The organism is Actinobaculum sp. oral taxon 183 str. F0552 (assembly GCF_000466165.1).
Lineage (GTDB): Bacteria > Actinomycetota > Actinomycetes > Actinomycetales > Actinomycetaceae > Peptidiphaga.
The window spans coordinates 123262-139482 of the sequence record NZ_KE951405.1 but is presented as its reverse complement, the minus strand read 5'-3'; the positions used below and the strand labels follow the sequence as shown (position 1 = coordinate 139482).

At 67.2% G+C, this 16221-nt stretch carries 14 protein-coding genes; 7 read left to right on the top strand and 7 right to left on the bottom strand.

Features of this window, described 5'->3' with window-relative positions; genetic code table 11:
• Positions 1–26 precede the first annotated feature (26 nt).
• From HMPREF0043_RS10440 to HMPREF0043_RS00530, 6 genes are all read right to left on the bottom strand, one after another.
• Positions 27–3779, bottom strand: a complete 3753-nt coding sequence (locus HMPREF0043_RS10440) for a leucine-rich repeat domain-containing protein (RefSeq protein WP_084431884.1) — start codon at positions 3777–3779, stop codon at positions 27–29.
• 184 nt (positions 3780–3963) lie between these two features.
• Positions 3964–4725, bottom strand: coding sequence for a carboxymuconolactone decarboxylase family protein (locus HMPREF0043_RS00550; RefSeq protein WP_021600782.1), 762 nt, complete (start codon positions 4723–4725; stop codon positions 3964–3966).
• 12 nt (positions 4726–4737) lie between these two features.
• Positions 4738–5181 carry a cupin domain-containing protein gene (locus HMPREF0043_RS00545; protein ID WP_021600781.1) on the bottom strand — a complete coding sequence of 148 codons (444 nt, stop codon included), beginning with the start codon at positions 5179–5181 and terminating at the stop codon, positions 4738–4740.
• Positions 5182–5421: 240 nt separating this feature from the next.
• On the bottom strand, positions 5422–6291 hold the full coding sequence (locus tag HMPREF0043_RS00540; protein ID WP_021600780.1) for a metal ABC transporter permease: 870 nt from the start codon (positions 6289–6291) through the stop codon (positions 5422–5424).
• Positions 6284–7282 carry a metal ABC transporter ATP-binding protein gene (locus HMPREF0043_RS00535; protein WP_021600779.1) on the bottom strand — a complete coding sequence of 333 codons (999 nt, stop codon included), beginning with the start codon at positions 7280–7282 and terminating at the stop codon, positions 6284–6286. The genes HMPREF0043_RS00540 and HMPREF0043_RS00535 overlap by 8 nt, the downstream gene beginning before the upstream one ends.
• Before the next feature lies 1 nt (position 7283).
• On the bottom strand, positions 7284–8186 hold the full coding sequence (locus HMPREF0043_RS00530; RefSeq protein WP_021600778.1) for a metal ABC transporter substrate-binding protein: 903 nt from the start codon (positions 8184–8186) through the stop codon (positions 7284–7286).
• A 317-nt stretch (positions 8187–8503) separates the two neighbouring features.
• Here HMPREF0043_RS00530 and HMPREF0043_RS00525 point away from each other — a divergent pair, with 317 nt between their 5' ends.
• Genes HMPREF0043_RS00525 through HMPREF0043_RS00510 form a run of 4 tightly spaced genes read left to right on the top strand, consistent with a single transcriptional unit; the run spans position 8504 to position 12629 of the window.
• Positions 8504–9628, top strand: coding sequence for an iron-siderophore ABC transporter substrate-binding protein (locus HMPREF0043_RS00525; RefSeq protein ID WP_040317450.1), 1125 nt, complete (start codon positions 8504–8506; stop codon positions 9626–9628).
• A gap of 3 nt (positions 9629–9631) precedes the next feature.
• On the top strand, positions 9632–10672 hold the full coding sequence (locus HMPREF0043_RS00520; protein ID WP_040317449.1) for a FecCD family ABC transporter permease: 1041 nt from the start codon (positions 9632–9634) through the stop codon (positions 10670–10672).
• On the top strand, positions 10669–11832 hold the full coding sequence (locus HMPREF0043_RS00515; protein WP_021600774.1) for a FecCD family ABC transporter permease: 1164 nt from the start codon (positions 10669–10671) through the stop codon (positions 11830–11832). The genes HMPREF0043_RS00520 and HMPREF0043_RS00515 overlap by 4 nt, the downstream gene beginning before the upstream one ends.
• Positions 11829–12629: an ABC transporter ATP-binding protein gene (locus tag HMPREF0043_RS00510; protein WP_021600773.1), complete on the top strand. Its 801-nt coding sequence runs from the start codon at positions 11829–11831 to the stop codon at positions 12627–12629. Before HMPREF0043_RS00515 ends, HMPREF0043_RS00510 begins: the two co-directional genes overlap by 4 nt.
• 135 nt (positions 12630–12764) lie before the next feature.
• On the opposite strand, the gene HMPREF0043_RS00505 is transcribed toward HMPREF0043_RS00510, so the two are convergent.
• Positions 12765–14429, bottom strand: a complete 1665-nt coding sequence (locus tag HMPREF0043_RS00505; protein ID WP_021600772.1) for an L-serine ammonia-lyase — start codon at positions 14427–14429, stop codon at positions 12765–12767.
• A 298-nt stretch (positions 14430–14727) separates the two neighbouring features.
• On the opposite strand from HMPREF0043_RS00505, the gene HMPREF0043_RS00500 reads away from it, so the two are divergent.
• The 3 genes from HMPREF0043_RS00500 to HMPREF0043_RS11325 all read left to right on the top strand — a co-directional run.
• Positions 14728–15150 (top strand): Fur family transcriptional regulator, encoded by a 423-nt coding sequence (locus HMPREF0043_RS00500; protein ID WP_040317448.1) that lies wholly within the window; start codon positions 14728–14730, stop codon positions 15148–15150.
• A 257-nt stretch (positions 15151–15407) separates the two neighbouring features.
• Positions 15408–15860, top strand: coding sequence for an S-ribosylhomocysteine lyase (locus HMPREF0043_RS00495; protein ID WP_021600769.1), 453 nt, complete (start codon positions 15408–15410; stop codon positions 15858–15860).
• Positions 15857–16221, top strand: a 365-nt coding sequence (locus tag HMPREF0043_RS11325) for a phosphorylase family protein (RefSeq protein WP_021600768.1), incomplete at its 3' end; no start/stop codon positions are given. The genes HMPREF0043_RS00495 and HMPREF0043_RS11325, both read left to right, overlap by 4 nt.

Below are 16221 nucleotides of genomic sequence, written 5' to 3'. Positions count from 1 at the left end.
AGCCGGGAAAGACGTGTACCCATTTTTCAGTTCGCGTTCCGCGCACGCCTGCGCAATGCCAGTCCACCGCCGAGGAGAAGCGCTGCGAGAGCCGCCATCGTCTTCACGGTCGCACCGCTTTTGACGAGACGGCCTTCTCTGGCCGGACGCTCGGTTGGCCTCCCAGCGCTCGCCGTACGCTTCGCCTCGGCCTGCCGACCCTGGACAGCATACGTCTGCACGGGGGCAGCCGGGCCCGCAGAGGCGGCAGCTCGGCCGGATGCGGAGGGTCCATCCGCTCGACCAGTGGACGACGGCGAAGGTCCGGGAAGCACCTGCTGCGAGGGGCCCGGCTGAGCGGTCGGCTGGCTCGTGGGCACCGGCGACGGCGCCGAAGTTCGGGGCGCCGTCGGAGTCGGAGACGCCGACGGCGTAGGAGCCGAGGGCGTGGGCGAGTTCGGAGTCGAGGGCTTGGGAGCGGGAACGCCGGTGACGTCCGTGCGCACGGTGTACCCGGTTTCGTCGCGGACCTCGAGTTTCAGGCTCGAGCCATCGGCGGGCACCGTTATCTCGGCTGTGAATCCGTAGGCGGGATCGCCGGTTCCCTGGTCTTGGGGAGACGCCGGGGTGTCCGCGGAGGAGGGGGAGGGCGAAGGGGAAGCCTCGCTGGGGCTCGGGCTCTGCTGAGTGACCCCTCCTGTGGGGGTCTCACTCGGTGCAGGCGACTGTCCGGTGGGTTTGCCGGAGGGGCTCCCGCTCGGCGTCGAAGGATTCGACGAAGCCTGCGACGAGCTCGTCCCACTGGGCGCTGCCGTGTCACTCGGTGAGACCGCATTACTCGGTGAGGCCGCTCCGCTCGGCGCAGTCGGGCCGTCCGCCAGTTTGAGCGACGCCTTCCGGGCGATGGCGGCCCTTCCGCCGTTCACCGCGGTTGTGCGCGCAGACGCCGTGGCGGACGGCAGCTGTGAGGCGTCCGTCCAGTCGTGCAACACGGAGGTCTTCCCGTTCGGTGAGACCGCGAGGATGCGCGCCTGCCGTCGGCCGTTCACACCGCCCGAGACCTCGACCGTCACAGGGGACTTCGAGCCGCGCACGAGTTTGTCCGCGTTGCGCAAGACCGCCTTGAGGGGCGTATAGGAGTGCAGCTGTCTCGCCGGATCCATGCCTATTTTGGACATCTGCCCGGAGACGAGATTCCATGCCGCAGTCCCGGGCGCCGCCGCAATGTAGACGTCCTTCATACTCAGGTCGGTAGTCCATGGCCGCAGCCGGAATTCCTTCAGGGTGGACGGCAGGACCATGATCTTCGGGAGATCTCCGTTTTCGTAGACGACGTTGGTCATGCCCTCTCCGAAATAAGCGGATTTCTGCTTTCCAGGCTTGTCAAGGGATGCAGATGAATCAGTGAACTTTCCGTTGATTCCACCACGCACGATTATGCGTTCGGGCATCCCATCGAAAAAAGAATTATAGGCAATTTCACGGATGTGCGTACCGAACTCAACTTCGCGGAAAAAGCTTGAAATATAACCGTCGACGTATTCGAGGCTTTCGGGAAAGTTCACATTGACCAGAGAATTCGAGCGATAGAAGGCTTGCTGCCCAACACGCTTGAGTCCCTCTGGAAGAATGATCTTCACGAGTTTCTTATGGCCGCTGAAGGCTTTCTCGTCGACTTGCACGGTTCCCTTTCGGACAGAGTATTCGGATGCCGTAGCGCTGTTGTAAGATCTGATAAGATGCAACCCGTCATTACGCTTTGCGTACAGCGAGTTACGATCGGCTGAATAGACAGGATTGGCCGCCGATACGGTGAGTTCTCTAAAAGTTAGCGGAAAACGACCGTAGCCGTCATCGTCATCGAAAGCTTCCAGATCGAAGGTTCTCATTCCGGCGCCGATGTGGACTTTCGTGAGTTTTCTACTATATCCGAAAGCAAGATAGCCAAGTTCGGTCACGGAATCGGGAATCGTGAGTGTGGTAAGCGGTACACCGAAGAAACCATTGCCTTCGATCACAGTGAGGCGGCCGAGGTCAGGACGCAAGTTCACCTGTGTCAAATGATCGGCATGGTAGAATGCAGAGGAACCTATCTTTATAGTTCCACCCAAATCAACGCTTTTTAAGGATGAAATCTCGTAAAAAGCACTATCTCCTATAGTTTCGAAACTATTTGGGAGAGTTAAGTCGGTAAGAGTCGTTTTCGCGAATGCATATTCGCGTATATGTTTTAACGTAGCGGGAAAAGTAACTTTCGTTATCTTTGCTTTTTCAAATGCGTAAGCAGAAATTTCAGTGACGCCTTCAGGTACCGTATAAGTATTGAATCCCTGTTTACGCATAGCAGGAAATGCGATCAGCTTAGTTTTCTTCTTATCGAACAAAACTCCTTCAACGCTTGTATAGTTGACTGAACTGTTCTTAACATGTATTTCAGTGAGCTTCGGAGTATCGTTAAAGGCCTGAAGAAGAAGATCCGCTCCCACATTGTCGCCTATGCGAACACGCTTGAGAGATGGCATATCCACGAAGGCGTGAAAGCCGACCGTCTGGACGGAATCGGGAATGGTGAGATCCTCGACGTCGGACTCCCCGAAGACATAGGAGCCCAGGCGCTTGAGCCCCTCGTTGAGGGTGATCTTCTTGAGCTTCGACCAGCGCCAGACTCCGTTATCAATGGATGTGACGCTCGAGGGCAGAGATATGTCCCTGATGCCGCTCGAGGCGAAGGCGCCTTCCTTGATTTCGGCGAGTTTGGAGGGCAGGCCGGCGCCCAGCTCCTTCTCTCCGGAGCCGATGCGCGCGAACGCGGACAGCGCGCGGTCGGATTCGAAGGCTCTGGGGCCGATGCGCGTAACGCCGTCGGACAGCTTCACCTTCGTAAGCCGCGGGGAGTCGGCGAAGGCGCCTTCGGGGATGTCCGTCACCCCCGAAGGAAGGGAGATTTCCTTGGCTCCGGTGTTCGCGAAGGCGCTCGCTGGGATCTTCGTGAGCGAACGGGGCAACTTCATAGAATCGAAGTTCGAGTCTCCCTCGATCAGGCGGGAGCCGATGCTCGTCAATCTGCTCGGATTGGCGTCAGTGTCTTCGAAGGTGACCGTTGTCAACTTCTTCGCATTGGCGAAGGCCGAGTCGCCGATGGATGTCACGGAGGCTGGCACGTGGATCCTCTCGACGTTCGCCCCGAGGAAGGCGTTCTTGTGGATCGACGTCACTCCGGCGGGGATCCTCACGTCCTTTGCCGTACCGCCGTATGCCACGAGACCGCCGGATCCGTCGAAAACGAAACCCGAAGCGTCGGCCGGGCGGACCTTGATCGTCGCCGAAGCGGTGTAAATCTTGTCGACCTTGTCTATGGACGCCGTGATGACCGCGTCTCCCGTGCCCTTCCCCGCTTTGAGCGTGGCCTGCTCTCCGCGGGCGTCGACGGGTTTGACGGTGACGAGCGGGCTCGAGCTCTTCCACTTCGTGGTCAAATCGAAACCGAGTCCACAGGGGAGAGACGTCAGGGTGCCGCTTCCTCCGCTGGCGATCGTGAGCTCCGTCTGGGAGAGGTAGAGACCCATCCCCTCCGGCCGGTCGCATATGGGGTGCATCGGCCGAACGCCTGCAGTGGCGACGGCGCCCGCAGCCTCCCTGCCGTGCGACAGGGCGGCAACGGGAGATGATGCTCCGAGCAGGCTGCTCTCCGAGGCGAAGCCGCGTGCGGGCGCCTGTGACTGCGCCGGGGAAAAACCAAGGCAACTGACCGCCGCTGCCACGATGCAGGACAGACAGAGCCGAGACGAATGGGTGCGCATAGATTCTCCTTAGGGTGAGCATGAGATTCCACACATTCACGGCGGAAAACAGCTTACCCTCGGTATGTGAGATGCGCAACAGGACTGGCCGGCGCGTCCCCGGTTCGGGGGCACAGCTGCCTCAAAGGGAACGGGAAGAGGAACCTTGAAAAGGTAGGGGCCTCAAAAGACGGAGACAGAGGCCTCAGGAGACATCGGAGAGCACCGGCGCGATGGCGTTCACCGCGTTGAGGATGCGGGGAACCCCGGTATAGGGCATCGCCTGGAGGAGCGCCGCTAGGAGGCCTTCAACGGTGTTGCCCGCCTTGACGGCGCCGACCGCATGACTGCGCACCTGTGGTTCCGCGTCGCCGAGGGCTGCGAGCACGACGAACGTCAGCAGCTCGCGTCGGCGGCGATCCAAACCGTTCCTCGAAGCGAAATCGCCGAAGGTGAGTTCGGTGACGAATCGGGGAAGCGCTTCGGCGAACTCGCCGGGCAAATCGGAGTACTGCCTGGCGAGTTCGCGTCCGTAGATCGGCTCTTGGAAGCAGCGGCCCATCCTCTGTCGGTCGTCGTCGGCGACGGTTCCCTGGGCGGGGAGGGGGAGGGCGATCCCCTTGCCCCTGAACGCCTCGTTCATCGCGGAGATGGCGTTGAGCGTCTTGGGGAAGCCGATGAGGGGTGCGCACTGGTAGACGGCCTCGCGGATTTCCACGGGCGTGCACCCCGCCGCGAGCGCCGCCCGGACGTGGACGGTCAGTTGGGGAAGCGTCTGATTGGCTGTCAGAACCGAGACGGTTATGAGTTCTCGGGTCTGGTCGTCGAGATCGCCGGTGTAGAAGACTTCGCCGAAGATGAAGCGTTGGAGGATCCGCATGAACTCCGGGTCGTCGCCTTCGTCGACGACCGGTTTGCCGCCGAAGAGCTCCGCGAATTTCTCCGCGGTCAGTTCGATTCGCCCCATGGTCAGGCTCCGTCAGGAGTCGGCCTCTGTCAGTGCGGCGTATTCGGCGTCGGAGACGGGTTCCAGCCATTCGGTGCGCGTCTCCTCTCCGGGGACCTCCAGGGCGATGTGGCTGAACCACGAATCGGCCTTGGCGCCATGCCAATGCTTGGCGCCCGCGGGGATGACGACGACGTCGCCGGGGTTCAGGCTTCGCGGGGGCTGGCCTTTCTGCTGGTGCCAGCCGCTTCCCGCGATGCAGATGAGGATCTGCCCGCCGCCCCGGGCGGCGTGGTGGATGTGCCAGTTGTTGCGGCATCCCGGCTCGAACGTCACGTTGGCGAGGAAGACCGGAGCGTGGCCCGGTTCCGTCAGAGGATTGACGTAGGAGGCGCCGGTGAAATACTGGGCGTAGGCGGTGTTCTCCTCGCCTTTGCCGAAAATGTTGTTCCGGTCGAATTCGTTGTTGTCTGCCATAGCTCCGTCACCCTTCGAGAGTAGTGGGTAGTCCGATCGGGGACCGCCGGATATACCGGAATCCTACCTGCACCCCAATGGACGGGACCAGGTTCTCCCACGTGGCGGACAGTCGCCGCGCCGGCGCCGAAGCCGCCGCGCATCCGGTCCTCCAGCCGGGGACGACGGGCCGGGGATGGGCCTCGTGCCGCACGATCGCCTGGCCGCCCGCCTCGGCGACGTCGGCCCCTTGGCGGAACGCTAACCGGCGTCCTCCGCTCCATCCTGGCGCCATCGCGAGAGGTACCCGCGAAGCCCGTGCGGGGAGAGCGCCCACACGGCGAGGAAGACGATGCCTCCCACCGTCACGACGGTTGCGCCCGAGGCCGTGTCGAACCAGTAGGATACGTAGATCCCGGTGATCGTCGTCGCCGCGGAGAGCGCCGGCGCCACGACGAGCATGCGGGAGAAGCGGCTCGTCAGCAGATATGCGGTCGCCCCGGGGGTGACGAGCAGGGTGACGATGAGAATCGCCCCCACGGCCTGCATGGCGCTGACGACGGTGAGCGCCAGGCACACGACGAGGATGCCCGAAATGCGTCTGGGCGACAGGCCGATGGCGCGGAGGTGGCCCGGGTCGAAGGCGTAGGCCGTGACGTCGCGTCTCTTGAACAGCAGGACCGCCGCGGCGAGCGGGGCGAGGACGAGTACCTGCCACATGTCGGCCTGGGTGATGCCCAGGAGGTCTCCGAAGAGCACGTGCTGCATGTCGATGTTCGTGGGGTTCTTCGAGACGATCACGAGGCCCGTGGCGAACATGGTCGTGAAGACGATGCCCATGCTCGCATCCGATTTGACGCGGGATGTCCCCCGGACCGCGAAGATCATCCCTACGACGAGGAGAGCCGCGGCCATCGCCCCTATGGAGAAGGGCAGGCCGAGGAGGTAGGCGATGACGACGCCGGGGAGGATGGCGTGCGAGAGTGCGTCGCCCATGAGCGACCAGCCGATGAGGACGAGCCAGCAGCTGACGATTGCGCACGCGATCCCCGCCACGAGCGTGACCGCGATGCCGCGCACCATGAACGGGTACGTCCACATCTCGCCGAAGAGAGACCAGAGGTCAGGCATGGTCGGCCTCCTCCCGCACCGCCTCCGAGGCGTATGCCGCAGCGGGCGTCCGCTCTGCCGTGGGGTTTTTCGCGCCGGCCGGAGGGCGCGTCATCGCGGGGGCGGACGTCATCGCACGAGGTGGTGGATCGCCCGAGGCGCCGTCCGAAGCCGGCGAGACGAGGCCGAAGGCTCGTCCCAGGACCTCGGGCTCGAGGGCTTCGGCCACAGAGCCGTGGAAGACGACTTCGCGCTGGAGCAGAAGCACCTCGTCGCACAGGCTCGGCAGACCCGACAGATCGTGGGTGGCAACGAGCATCGTCGCCCCTTCGGCGGCGAGTTCGCGGAGCAGGCCTGTGATGAGCGCTTCGCTCGGCTTGTCGACTCCCGCGAAGGGCTCATCCAGGAGGAAGAGCCTGGCTCCCTGGGCGATCGCACGTGCGATGAACACGCGTTTGCGCTGGCCTCCCGACAGAGCCCCCACCGGGCGACGGCGCAGATCGAGGAGGTCAACGAGTTCGATGGCGACGTCGACGGCGGCCCGGTCCTCGGCCTTCAGCCGCCTGGCCGGACCGAGGCCTCCGTACCGTCCCATGGCGACGACGTCCTCCACGGCGATGGGGAAATCCCAGTCGACCCCTTCGTTCTGCGGGACGTACCCGACCAGGCCGCGACGGCGGGCCGACGTCGGATCTATGCCGAGGAGCCGGACGTCGCCCGTCGAGTGCACCGCGCCCATGATGGCCTTGATGAGGGTGGACTTGCCCGAGCCGTTCGTGCCGACGAGGCCGCAAATGCGGCCCCGCTCCACGGCGAAGCTCACTCCCGTCAGGGCGCGCACCCTTCCGTAGGAGGCGCGCATGCCGTCGACTCGCAGGGCGATGCCGGCATCGCCGCCCCTGTCCTCGCCACGAGGGAATCCGGCGTCGCCCCCGCCGTCTCGCGCCGTGCCGAGCCGCCGCCGGAGGGAGACGGCGTCGGCTTCTTCCTCTTCACTCGCGTCCCGGCCCATGTCACGAGCCTTTCCGCGCCAGACCCCGGGCGATCTTCTGCGAATCGTAGCGGAGGAGGTCGAGATAGGAGGGGACGGGGCCGCCGGCCTTCGACAGCGAGTCGACGTACAGCGTGCCGCCGTAGACGGCGTCGGTGGACTCGACGATGGGCTTCATCTTCCCCTCCACCGTGGACTCGCAGAACACCGCGGGGATCTTGCGGGATTTCACGAAGTTCTCGACTTCGGCCACGCCCTTGGGGGTCAGGGCGCCTTCCGCGTTGACGGCCCACAGGTAGCGTTCCTCCAGCCCGAAATCGCGAGCGAGGTAGCTGAACGCCCCTTCGCACGTCACGAGCGCGCGCTTCTCGCGGGGGACGGAGGCGAGGGTGGCCGTCATCTCGTTGGAGATGGCGTCGAGTTTGGCCTTGTAGGCCTCGCCGTTGGCCTTGAACTCGGCGGCGTGCTCGCGGTCCAGGGCGGAGAAGGCTTTGACGAGGTTGTCGACGTACTTCTTGCCTTCGCGCGGGCTCATCCACGCGTGGGGGTTGGGTTCTCCCGCGTGGCCTCCCGAGGCGATGGGAATGGGGGTCACGCCGTCGGACAGCGTGACGCGCTTGGCCTTGGAGTTGGCCGTCAGCTTGGTGATCCACCTTTCCAGGCCGAGCCCGTTGTCGACTATGAGGTCCGCCTTGGCGCCGCGCCGGACGTCCTCGGGGCTGGGCTGGAAGTCGTGGATCTCCTCATCGGGGCTGGTGATGGATTCGACCTGCAGGCGGTCTCCCGCGATCGCCTGCGCCATGTCCTTCACAACGGTGAAGGTCGTCAGAACCAGGGGCTTGCCGCCGGCCCGGCCCGAATTCGAACACGCGCCGAGCGATCCCGCCGTGAGGAACAGGGCGAGGAGCGCGCAGGACAGCCGCACTCGGCCGGCACCTTCGCCGGCCCGTCCGCCCCGCCGATGTCTTCTTGTGAGTCTACGCATGAGCCCAGTATATTTCGGCGGACCGAAAACTTCATCCGGCCCGCTCCCGCGCTGCGCGCATCTCCCCTCGGCTTCCTCGCTTCGGCTTCCGCAGGAGTCTGCACGGATGACCGGTCGGCGCCGTGCCGGACGAACGTTTCGACTAACCGCCCGCCGGCGTCCGACGAACCATGGACCTCCCCTCTACGGGCCAGTAGTGTAAGGAACGCGTTACCGTACTAGACGCGTTCTCCCAGTAACGCACCGAAGGGAGCACCTTGCGTACAATCCGTGCATCTCTGGCCGCGGCGGCCGTCGCCGCCATGAGCCTGACCGCCTGTTCCTCCGGCGACTCGACGTCGTCGGCATCGACCTCCTCCCAGTCCGCGAGCGCCGCATCCGGCAAGTCCGCGGGCGGAAAGGCGACCGCCCAGCCCAAAGTCGGCAAAGCCTCGGCGTCCTGCGATGCGCCGAGCGGCGACGCCTCCTATCCCATGAAGATCGAACACGCCTACGGCACCACGACGATCCCGGCCAAGCCGACTCGGATCGCGACGGTGGCCTGGGCGAATCACGAAGTCCCGCTCGCCCTCGGCGTCGCCCCCGTGGGGATGTCGAAGGCGACGTGGGGCGACGACGACGGCGACGGCGTGATGCCCTGGGTCCGAGAGAAGCTCACGGCCCTCGGCGCCCAGACCCCGGCGCTCTTCGACGAGACCGACGGCGTGCCCGACACGGAGGTGTTCAAGACGAAGCCCGACGTCATCCTCGCCTCGTATTCGGGCCTGACCCAGGAGCAGTACGACAAACTGTCGAAGATCGCGCCCGTCGTGGCCTACCCAGAGAGGGCGTGGGGGACGTCCATGGAGTGCATGATCCGCATGAACTCGAAAGCCATCGGCATGCCGGCCCAGGGCGAGCAGCTCATCAAGGACCTCAAGAAGCACAGCGACGACGCGCTCAACGCCCATCCCTCGCTCAAAGGCAAGAAGGTCCTGTTCGGTTCGACGGGGACCAAGGGGGACTTCTCGAAGATCGGCTTCTACACGACGCACGACTCGAGGGCCGGATTCCTGGCCCGAAACGGGTTCGGCGTGCCCAAGATCGTCGCCGAGGAGACGAAGAAGACCGACCAGTTCTTCGTGGAGGTCAGCACTGAGAAGATCGAGCGCTTCGACGACGTCGACGTCTTCCTCACGTACGGCCCCGAGAAGGACAACGCGAAGATCGCCGGGAAGCTCAAGAAGGACGAGCTCATCTCCCAGATGCCCGCGGTCAAGAAGGGGCGCATCGCCGTCCTGGGCTACAGCAACCCGCTGGCGGCCGCCGCGAATCCGTCCCCTCTGTCCATACCGTGGGGGCTGAACAAGTACTACGACGTGCTGGCCGACTCTCTGAAGTGACCGGTGGCCAGCACGACTGACTCCGCCCCACGGCGGCGTGCGGCTGCGGCGCGCATGGCGTGGCTGGCCGCGGGGATCGCGCTGCTGGTGGCGCTGTGCGCGGCGTCGGTGGCCTTCGGGACCCGACGCATCCCCCTGGCCGAGGTCTTCGACGCATTCCTCGGCGAGCCTCGGGACCGAGCCGAGCAGATCACCCGCGCCGTGCTGTACAGGCGACTGCCCCGCACGGTCCTGGCAGCGCTGATCGGCGCGGCCCTGGCCGTCTCGGGCACGGCCATGCAGGCCGTCACCCGCAACCCGCTGGCCGACCCGGGGATCCTCGGGGTGTCCAACGGCGCCGCCCTCGCGGTCGTCATCGGGCTCGCCTTCTTCGACGTGGGGGATCCGTCCCTGACGATGGCGATCTCGATCGCGGGCTCGGCCGTCGCGGCCGTTTTCGTCTACACGGTCGGATCCCTCGGGCGGGGCGGGGCGACGCCGCTCAAGCTGGCGCTGGCGGGCGCGGCGAGCTCCGCCGCCTTCGCCTCGCTGGTCAGCGCGATCGTCCTGCCCCGCGCCAGGGTCATGGAGACTTTCCGCGCCTGGCAGATCGGCGGCGTGGGCGGCGCCTCGTGGGAGAGCATCGGAGCCGTCGCGCCCGTCCTCGCGGCCGGCGCCTTCGTCTGCCTGGCGTCGGCCCGCGGCATGAACTCGCTCGCCCTGGGCGACGACGTCGCCACCGGCTTGGGCGAGAACGTCAGGCGCACGCGCGCCGTCGCCTCCCTCGGGGCCGTCGTCTTGTGCGGTGCGGCGGTCGCGGCGGCCGGGCCGATAGGGTTCGTGGGCCTCGTCGTGCCGCATGTCTGCCGGCTTGCGGCGGGGGTCGACCACCGCTGGCTCCTGCCGCTGTCCGCGCTGGTCGGGGCCTGCCTCCTCGTGGGCGCCGACCTGGTGGGGCGGGTCCTGGTCGACTCCGAGCAGATCGACGTCGGCATCGTCACTCCGTTCATCGGCGCTCCGTTCTTCGTATGGATCGTCCGCAGGCAGAAAGTCCGCGAGCTATGAGCGACCGCAACGCGCAGGGAAACGGAAGAGGCGCGGAGGGCGCCGGGGCGGCGGGCGTTCGGCCGGGCGTCTGGACCGGCGAGGCCGCGGACGCCCAGGCGAACGAGGACACCCAAGCCGACATGGACGCCCGAGCAGGCGCCGGCATCCGGGCCGGACGGCGCCGTCGCATCCTGCGGCGCGCCGCCGTCTGCACCGGGCTGACCGCCGTCGTCCTCGCCCTCTACCTGGCCTCGATCCTCACCGGCGACGGCAAAGCGTTCGGTCCGGGCGAGCTGATCGCCCTCCTGACCGGCACGCCCTCGCAGGACGCCGCCTTCATCATCGGCGAGGACCGCCTGCCGCGGGCCACCCTCGGCCTCCTGGCGGGCGTCGCCTACGGCGCGGGCGGCGTCGTCTTCCAGACGATGCTGCGCAACCAGCTCGCCTCCCCCGACGTCATCGGGATCAACGCGGGCGCCTCGGCCTTCGGCGTGACGGCGATCCTCGTCTGGCATCTGGACCAGTCGGCGGTCGCCCTCGTGGCGCTGGCGGGGGCGCTCACCACGGCGGTCGCCATCTACCTCCTGTCCTATCGGGGAGGCTTCGCCGGCACTCGGCTCATCCTCGTCGGCATCGGGATATCCTCCGTCCTCAGCTCGGCGGTGACCTACGTGCTCTCGAAGGCCTCCATGTGGGACATGCAGACGGCCAGCCGTTGGCTGACGGGGAGCCTGAACTCGGCGACGTGGAAGGTGGCCGGGCCTTTGGCCCTCGCCTGCGCCGTCCTCCTGCCCGTCCTGCTCGCCGAGGGCCGGAACCTCAATACGATGCGCCTGGGCGACGAGACGGCCTCCGGCCTGGGGATCGCCGTCCACGCGACGCGGATGACGACGATCCTGTGCGCGGTCGCCCTGGTCGCCGTGGCGACCTCGGCGTGCGGCCCCATCGCCTTCGTCGCCTTCATGGCGGGCCCCATCGCCGCGCGCATGACCGGCCCGGGCGCCTCCCCGCTCGTGCCTTCGGCGCTGGTCGGGGCCGCCCTGGTCCTCGCGTCGGACTACTGCGGCCAGCATTTCTTCGCCGCCTGCTACCCGGTCGGCGTCATCACGGGAGTGCTGGGCGCCCCCTACCTCATCTACCTGCTCGTCAGGTCCAACCGTCAGGGAAGCTCGCTATGACCCATGAACTCTCCGCGCAATCCGTGACCCTCGCCTACGGCGAGCACGTCGTCGTCGAGTCGCTCGACCTGGACGTCTCCGATGGCAGGATCACGGTGATCGTCGGCGGCAACGGCTGCGGCAAGTCCACCCTGCTGCGGGCCTTCGCCCGGCTGCTCGCGCCCGAGGAGGGCGCGATCGTCCTCGACGGGAAGGCCATCCAGGAGCGTCCGTCCAGGCAGACCGCGCGGATGCTCGGGCTCCTCCCCCAGAGTCCGGTCGCCCCCGAGGGCATCGCCGTCGCGGACCTCGTCGGCCGCGGGCGGCATCCGCACCAGGGGCTTCTGGGCAGGTGGACGGCGCACGACTACGAGGCCGTCGACGAGGCGCTGGCGGCGACCTCGACCGCCGACCTGGCCGAGCGGTGCGTCGACGAGCTCTCGGGAGGCCAGCGCCAACGGGTGTGGATCGCGATGGCCCTAGCCCAGGAGACGGACATCCTGCTCCTCGACGAGCCGACGACCTTCCTGGACGTGTCCCACCAGGTGGAGGTGCTCGATCTGCTGACCGACCTCAACGCCTCCCGCGGGACGACGATCGTCATGGTCCTCCACGACCTGAACCTCGCCGCGCGCTACGCCGACGTCCTCGTTGCGATGCAGGGCGGGCGGATCCGCGCGGTCGGAGCCCCCGGCGAGGTCGTCACCCCGGAACTGGTGCGCGAGGTCTTCGGCCTGGAGAGCCTGGTCGCACCCGACCCCGTGTCCGGCGAGCCGATGGTCATGCCGATCGGCCGGCACCACGTGCTGGCGCGGTGAGGGGCCGGCCGGACCCGCGCGACGGCGAACGCGAGGCACCCAGCACCGGGCCGTCGTCTCACAGTCACCAGGCTGGACGGGAGGGAGTAGCGGCCTCCTCGCACTCAAGGATCGACGAGGCCGGCCCCTCCGCGCTCAGCATTCGACCACGCAGACGGCGAGGCCTCCCAGGCTCGTCTCCTTGTACTTGGAGAGCATGTCGCGCCCGGTCTGGCGCATCGTCTCTATGACGGCGTCGAAGGAAACCGCATGCCTTCCGTCCCCCCACATGGCCATGCGCGCCGCATTGACGGCCTTGACGGCCGCGAGCGCGTTGCGTTCGATGCACGGGATCTGCACGAGCCCGCCCACCGGGTCGCACGTGAGCCCGAGGGAGTGCTCCATGGCGATCTCGGCGGCGTTCTCCACCTGGCGCGGACGCCCGCCCATCACCTCGGCCAGCCCGGCGGCCGCCATGGCACTGGCCGAGCCCACCTCGCCCTGGCAGCCGACCTCGGCTCCGGCGATCGAGGCGTTCGCCTTGATCAGGCCGCCGATCGCGGCCGCGGCGAGCAGGAAGCGCCGCACCCCCTCGCGGTCTGCGCACATGAACCTGCGATAGTAGGCGAAGACGGCGGGGACGACTCCGGCGGCGCCGTTCGTCGGCGCGGTGACAACGCGGTGTCCCGCGGCGTTCTCCTCGTTGACCGCAAGCGCGTACAGGTTGACCCAGTCCATTCCGGCCATGGGGTCGCCGGCCATGGGGTCGCCGGCCGCGTCGGCTCCCGCGGAGCGGGCGGAGGCGGCTCGGGCCTCCAGCTCGGCCAGCAGCCGCCGCGCCCGTCGCTGGACGCGCAGACCGCCGGGCAGGACGCCGTCGGCGCTGCATCCGGCGTCGATGCACTCTCGCATGGCCTCGGCAATTGCGTCGAGTGCGGCGTTGACGGCCTCCTCCGACTGGACGGCGCATTCGTTGGCCATCACCACGTCGGAAATCCGCAGCCCCGCCCGCTCGCACGTCTCGAGTAGCTGGTCGGCCCGGGCGTAGGGGTAGGGAGCGGGGGTCGCGCTGGCCTCGCCGTCGGAGGAGGCGAGCGCGCGGACCTGTGACCGGCCTTCGGGATCGCCGCACTCGACCATGACGAATCCTCCGCCGACCGAGTAGTAGGTCTTCTCGCACAGCGTTTCGCCGGTTTCGGCGTAGGCGGCGATCGTCAGCGCGTTGACGTGGAAGGGCAGGACCCTGCCCGGCAGGAAGCGGATGTCGCGTCCGGGCAGGAAGCGGACCTCGCCGACGCCGGGCACCGGCAGGACGCCGGTTGCTTCGACGTCGTCCATGATCGAGTCGACGACGCCGATCGGCACGCTTTCCGGACGGTGGCCGGCCAGGCCCAACATCACCGCCCGGTCAGTCGAGTGCCCCTTGCCGGTGGCCCCGAGCGATCCCATGAGGTCGACGACGAGGCGTCCTATCCCGGCCAGTGCGGCGTCCGCGTCGTCGCCGGACGGCTGCCCGGTCAGGGCTTCGGCCAGGCAGGTGGCGAAGTGGCGTCCCGCGCGCATGGGGCCGACCGTGTGCGAGGACGACGGGCCAATGCCCACGCGGAAGACGTCGCGGACCGACAGCGGGCGCGGGGCGTGCCGGGCGGGCACCTGCCCGGAGATGACGGCGGCCGCGCCGATCGGAGAGCCGCGGCCGACGGCGCCGGTGCACGCCGGGGCGCCGGCTTCCTCGGTCGGCGCGATCGGGGACGTCGCCGCCCCGATCGGAGAGGCTGCCGCGGCGCGGAATGGCTCCGGTATGTCTGGAAGAGGTCTCATCGTTCTCCTCGGTTGCCTATGGGGACGATTCGCGGGCCGACGGCACGTCGCACAGCGGGATTCGCGGACGATGGCGCGCGGTGGGATCGAAGCGCTTCCCGGCGCGGGGACTCCTGCATTCTAGCCGCGGTCGGGCGGCGGGGAGCGTCTGCGCCGGGCGTTCGACCGCCGTCCGGGCCGGGTGCGCGTGCGGGCTGAAGATCCCCGTGCGCATGCCGGGCGTCGCCGCCCGCCGGTGGCCTATGCTTTATGGCATCCGGTTTCCGTCAGTGGTTCGAATGGGCAGGGAGGAATGGCGATGGCAACCGATTACGCCCAGGTTCTGCGCAGTGCGGGGCTCCGCGTCACCGGACCGCGAGTGGCCCTCATGAAGGTCGCCCGCGACGGGGGGCATTCGAGCGTCGAACAGCTGCGCCAGGGCGTGCTCGACATCATCGGCTCGGTCTCCACCCAGGCGATCTACGACATCGTCCACGCGCTGACCGACGCGGGGCTGTTGCGCGAGGTTCGCTGCTCGGGGGCTCTGACGCTCTACGAGGTCCACCTCCACGACAACCACCATCATCTCGTCTGCCGCGGCTGCGGCAGGATCGAAGACGTCCCCTGCGCCGTCGGCTCGGTGCCGTGCCTTCAGGCGGCCGAGGACCACGGCTATGTCATCGACGAGGCCGAAGTGACCTACCGTGGCTACTGCCCCGACTGTCAGCGCAAGCGGCTCTGAGCCGACCGGCCGCCCCGCATCGGGTTCGGGCTCACAGCCGGGTGGGCGTTCTGCCCTCCGGGGCGTTTCGGCTCGACGGGCCCCGCCGTCGCTGCCGCTCGGCGCACCGGATTTTTCGCATGCCGGAATGCCGAGCCCGGTGGGCGCGGATGTGCGGCATAATAATGCCGCTTACGGTTACGTAACGAAATACGCTCTGTCCTGGCGAGGCGCCGGGACCGACGGAAGGAGGCTCCGTGTCAGAATCCCATGCGCGCATGAACGTCGAGTCCTTCAATCTGGACCACCGGTTCGTCAAAGCGCCCTACGTCCGGGTGGCCGACGTCAAGCGGCTGCCCCACGGGGATGTCTTGACGAAGTACGACGTCCGCTTCTGCCAGCCGAACCGGGAGCATCTGGAGATGCCGGCCGTCCACTCGATCGAGCATTCGTTCGCCGAGTACGCCCGCAACCATTCGGCGAACGTCGTCGACTTCTCGCCGATGGGGTGCCAGACCGGCTTCTACCTCATCCTGGCGGGCGAGCCCGACGTCGAGGGGGCGATCGGCCTCGTCTCCCGCACCTTCCGGGACATCCTGGACGCCGTCTGCGTGCCCGCCGCCAACGAAGTGCAGTGCGGCTGGGGGGCGAACCACAGCCTGACGGGAGCGCAGGAGGCGGTGCGCAGAATGCTGGAGCGCGAAGGCGAATGGGGTGACGTGTCGCAATGAGCGCGATCAACGCCATCGTCGTAGCGGCGCAGGACGTCGAAATCCAGCCGTTCCTGAAAATCCTGGACGGCCGTGACGCCGCCGCGGCCGACGACGCGGATCAGGCGGAGCGGGTGGGCGACGGCGGGGTGCCACTGGCCGGAAGCGCGCGCAAAACCCAGAAGATCTCCGCGCCGCTCGGGTTCGGGTGGCTCGTGCACACATCGAACGGCAGGATACTCGCCTTGCGCACGGGCGTCGGCCTGGCGGCCACCGCCGGCGCCCTCGGCTGGGCGCTGTGCCGCTATTCGCCCCGCTGCGTGCTGTCCATCGGCTCGGCCGGCGGGTTGGCCGGCTCCACGCGTGTCCTCGACGTCGTCGC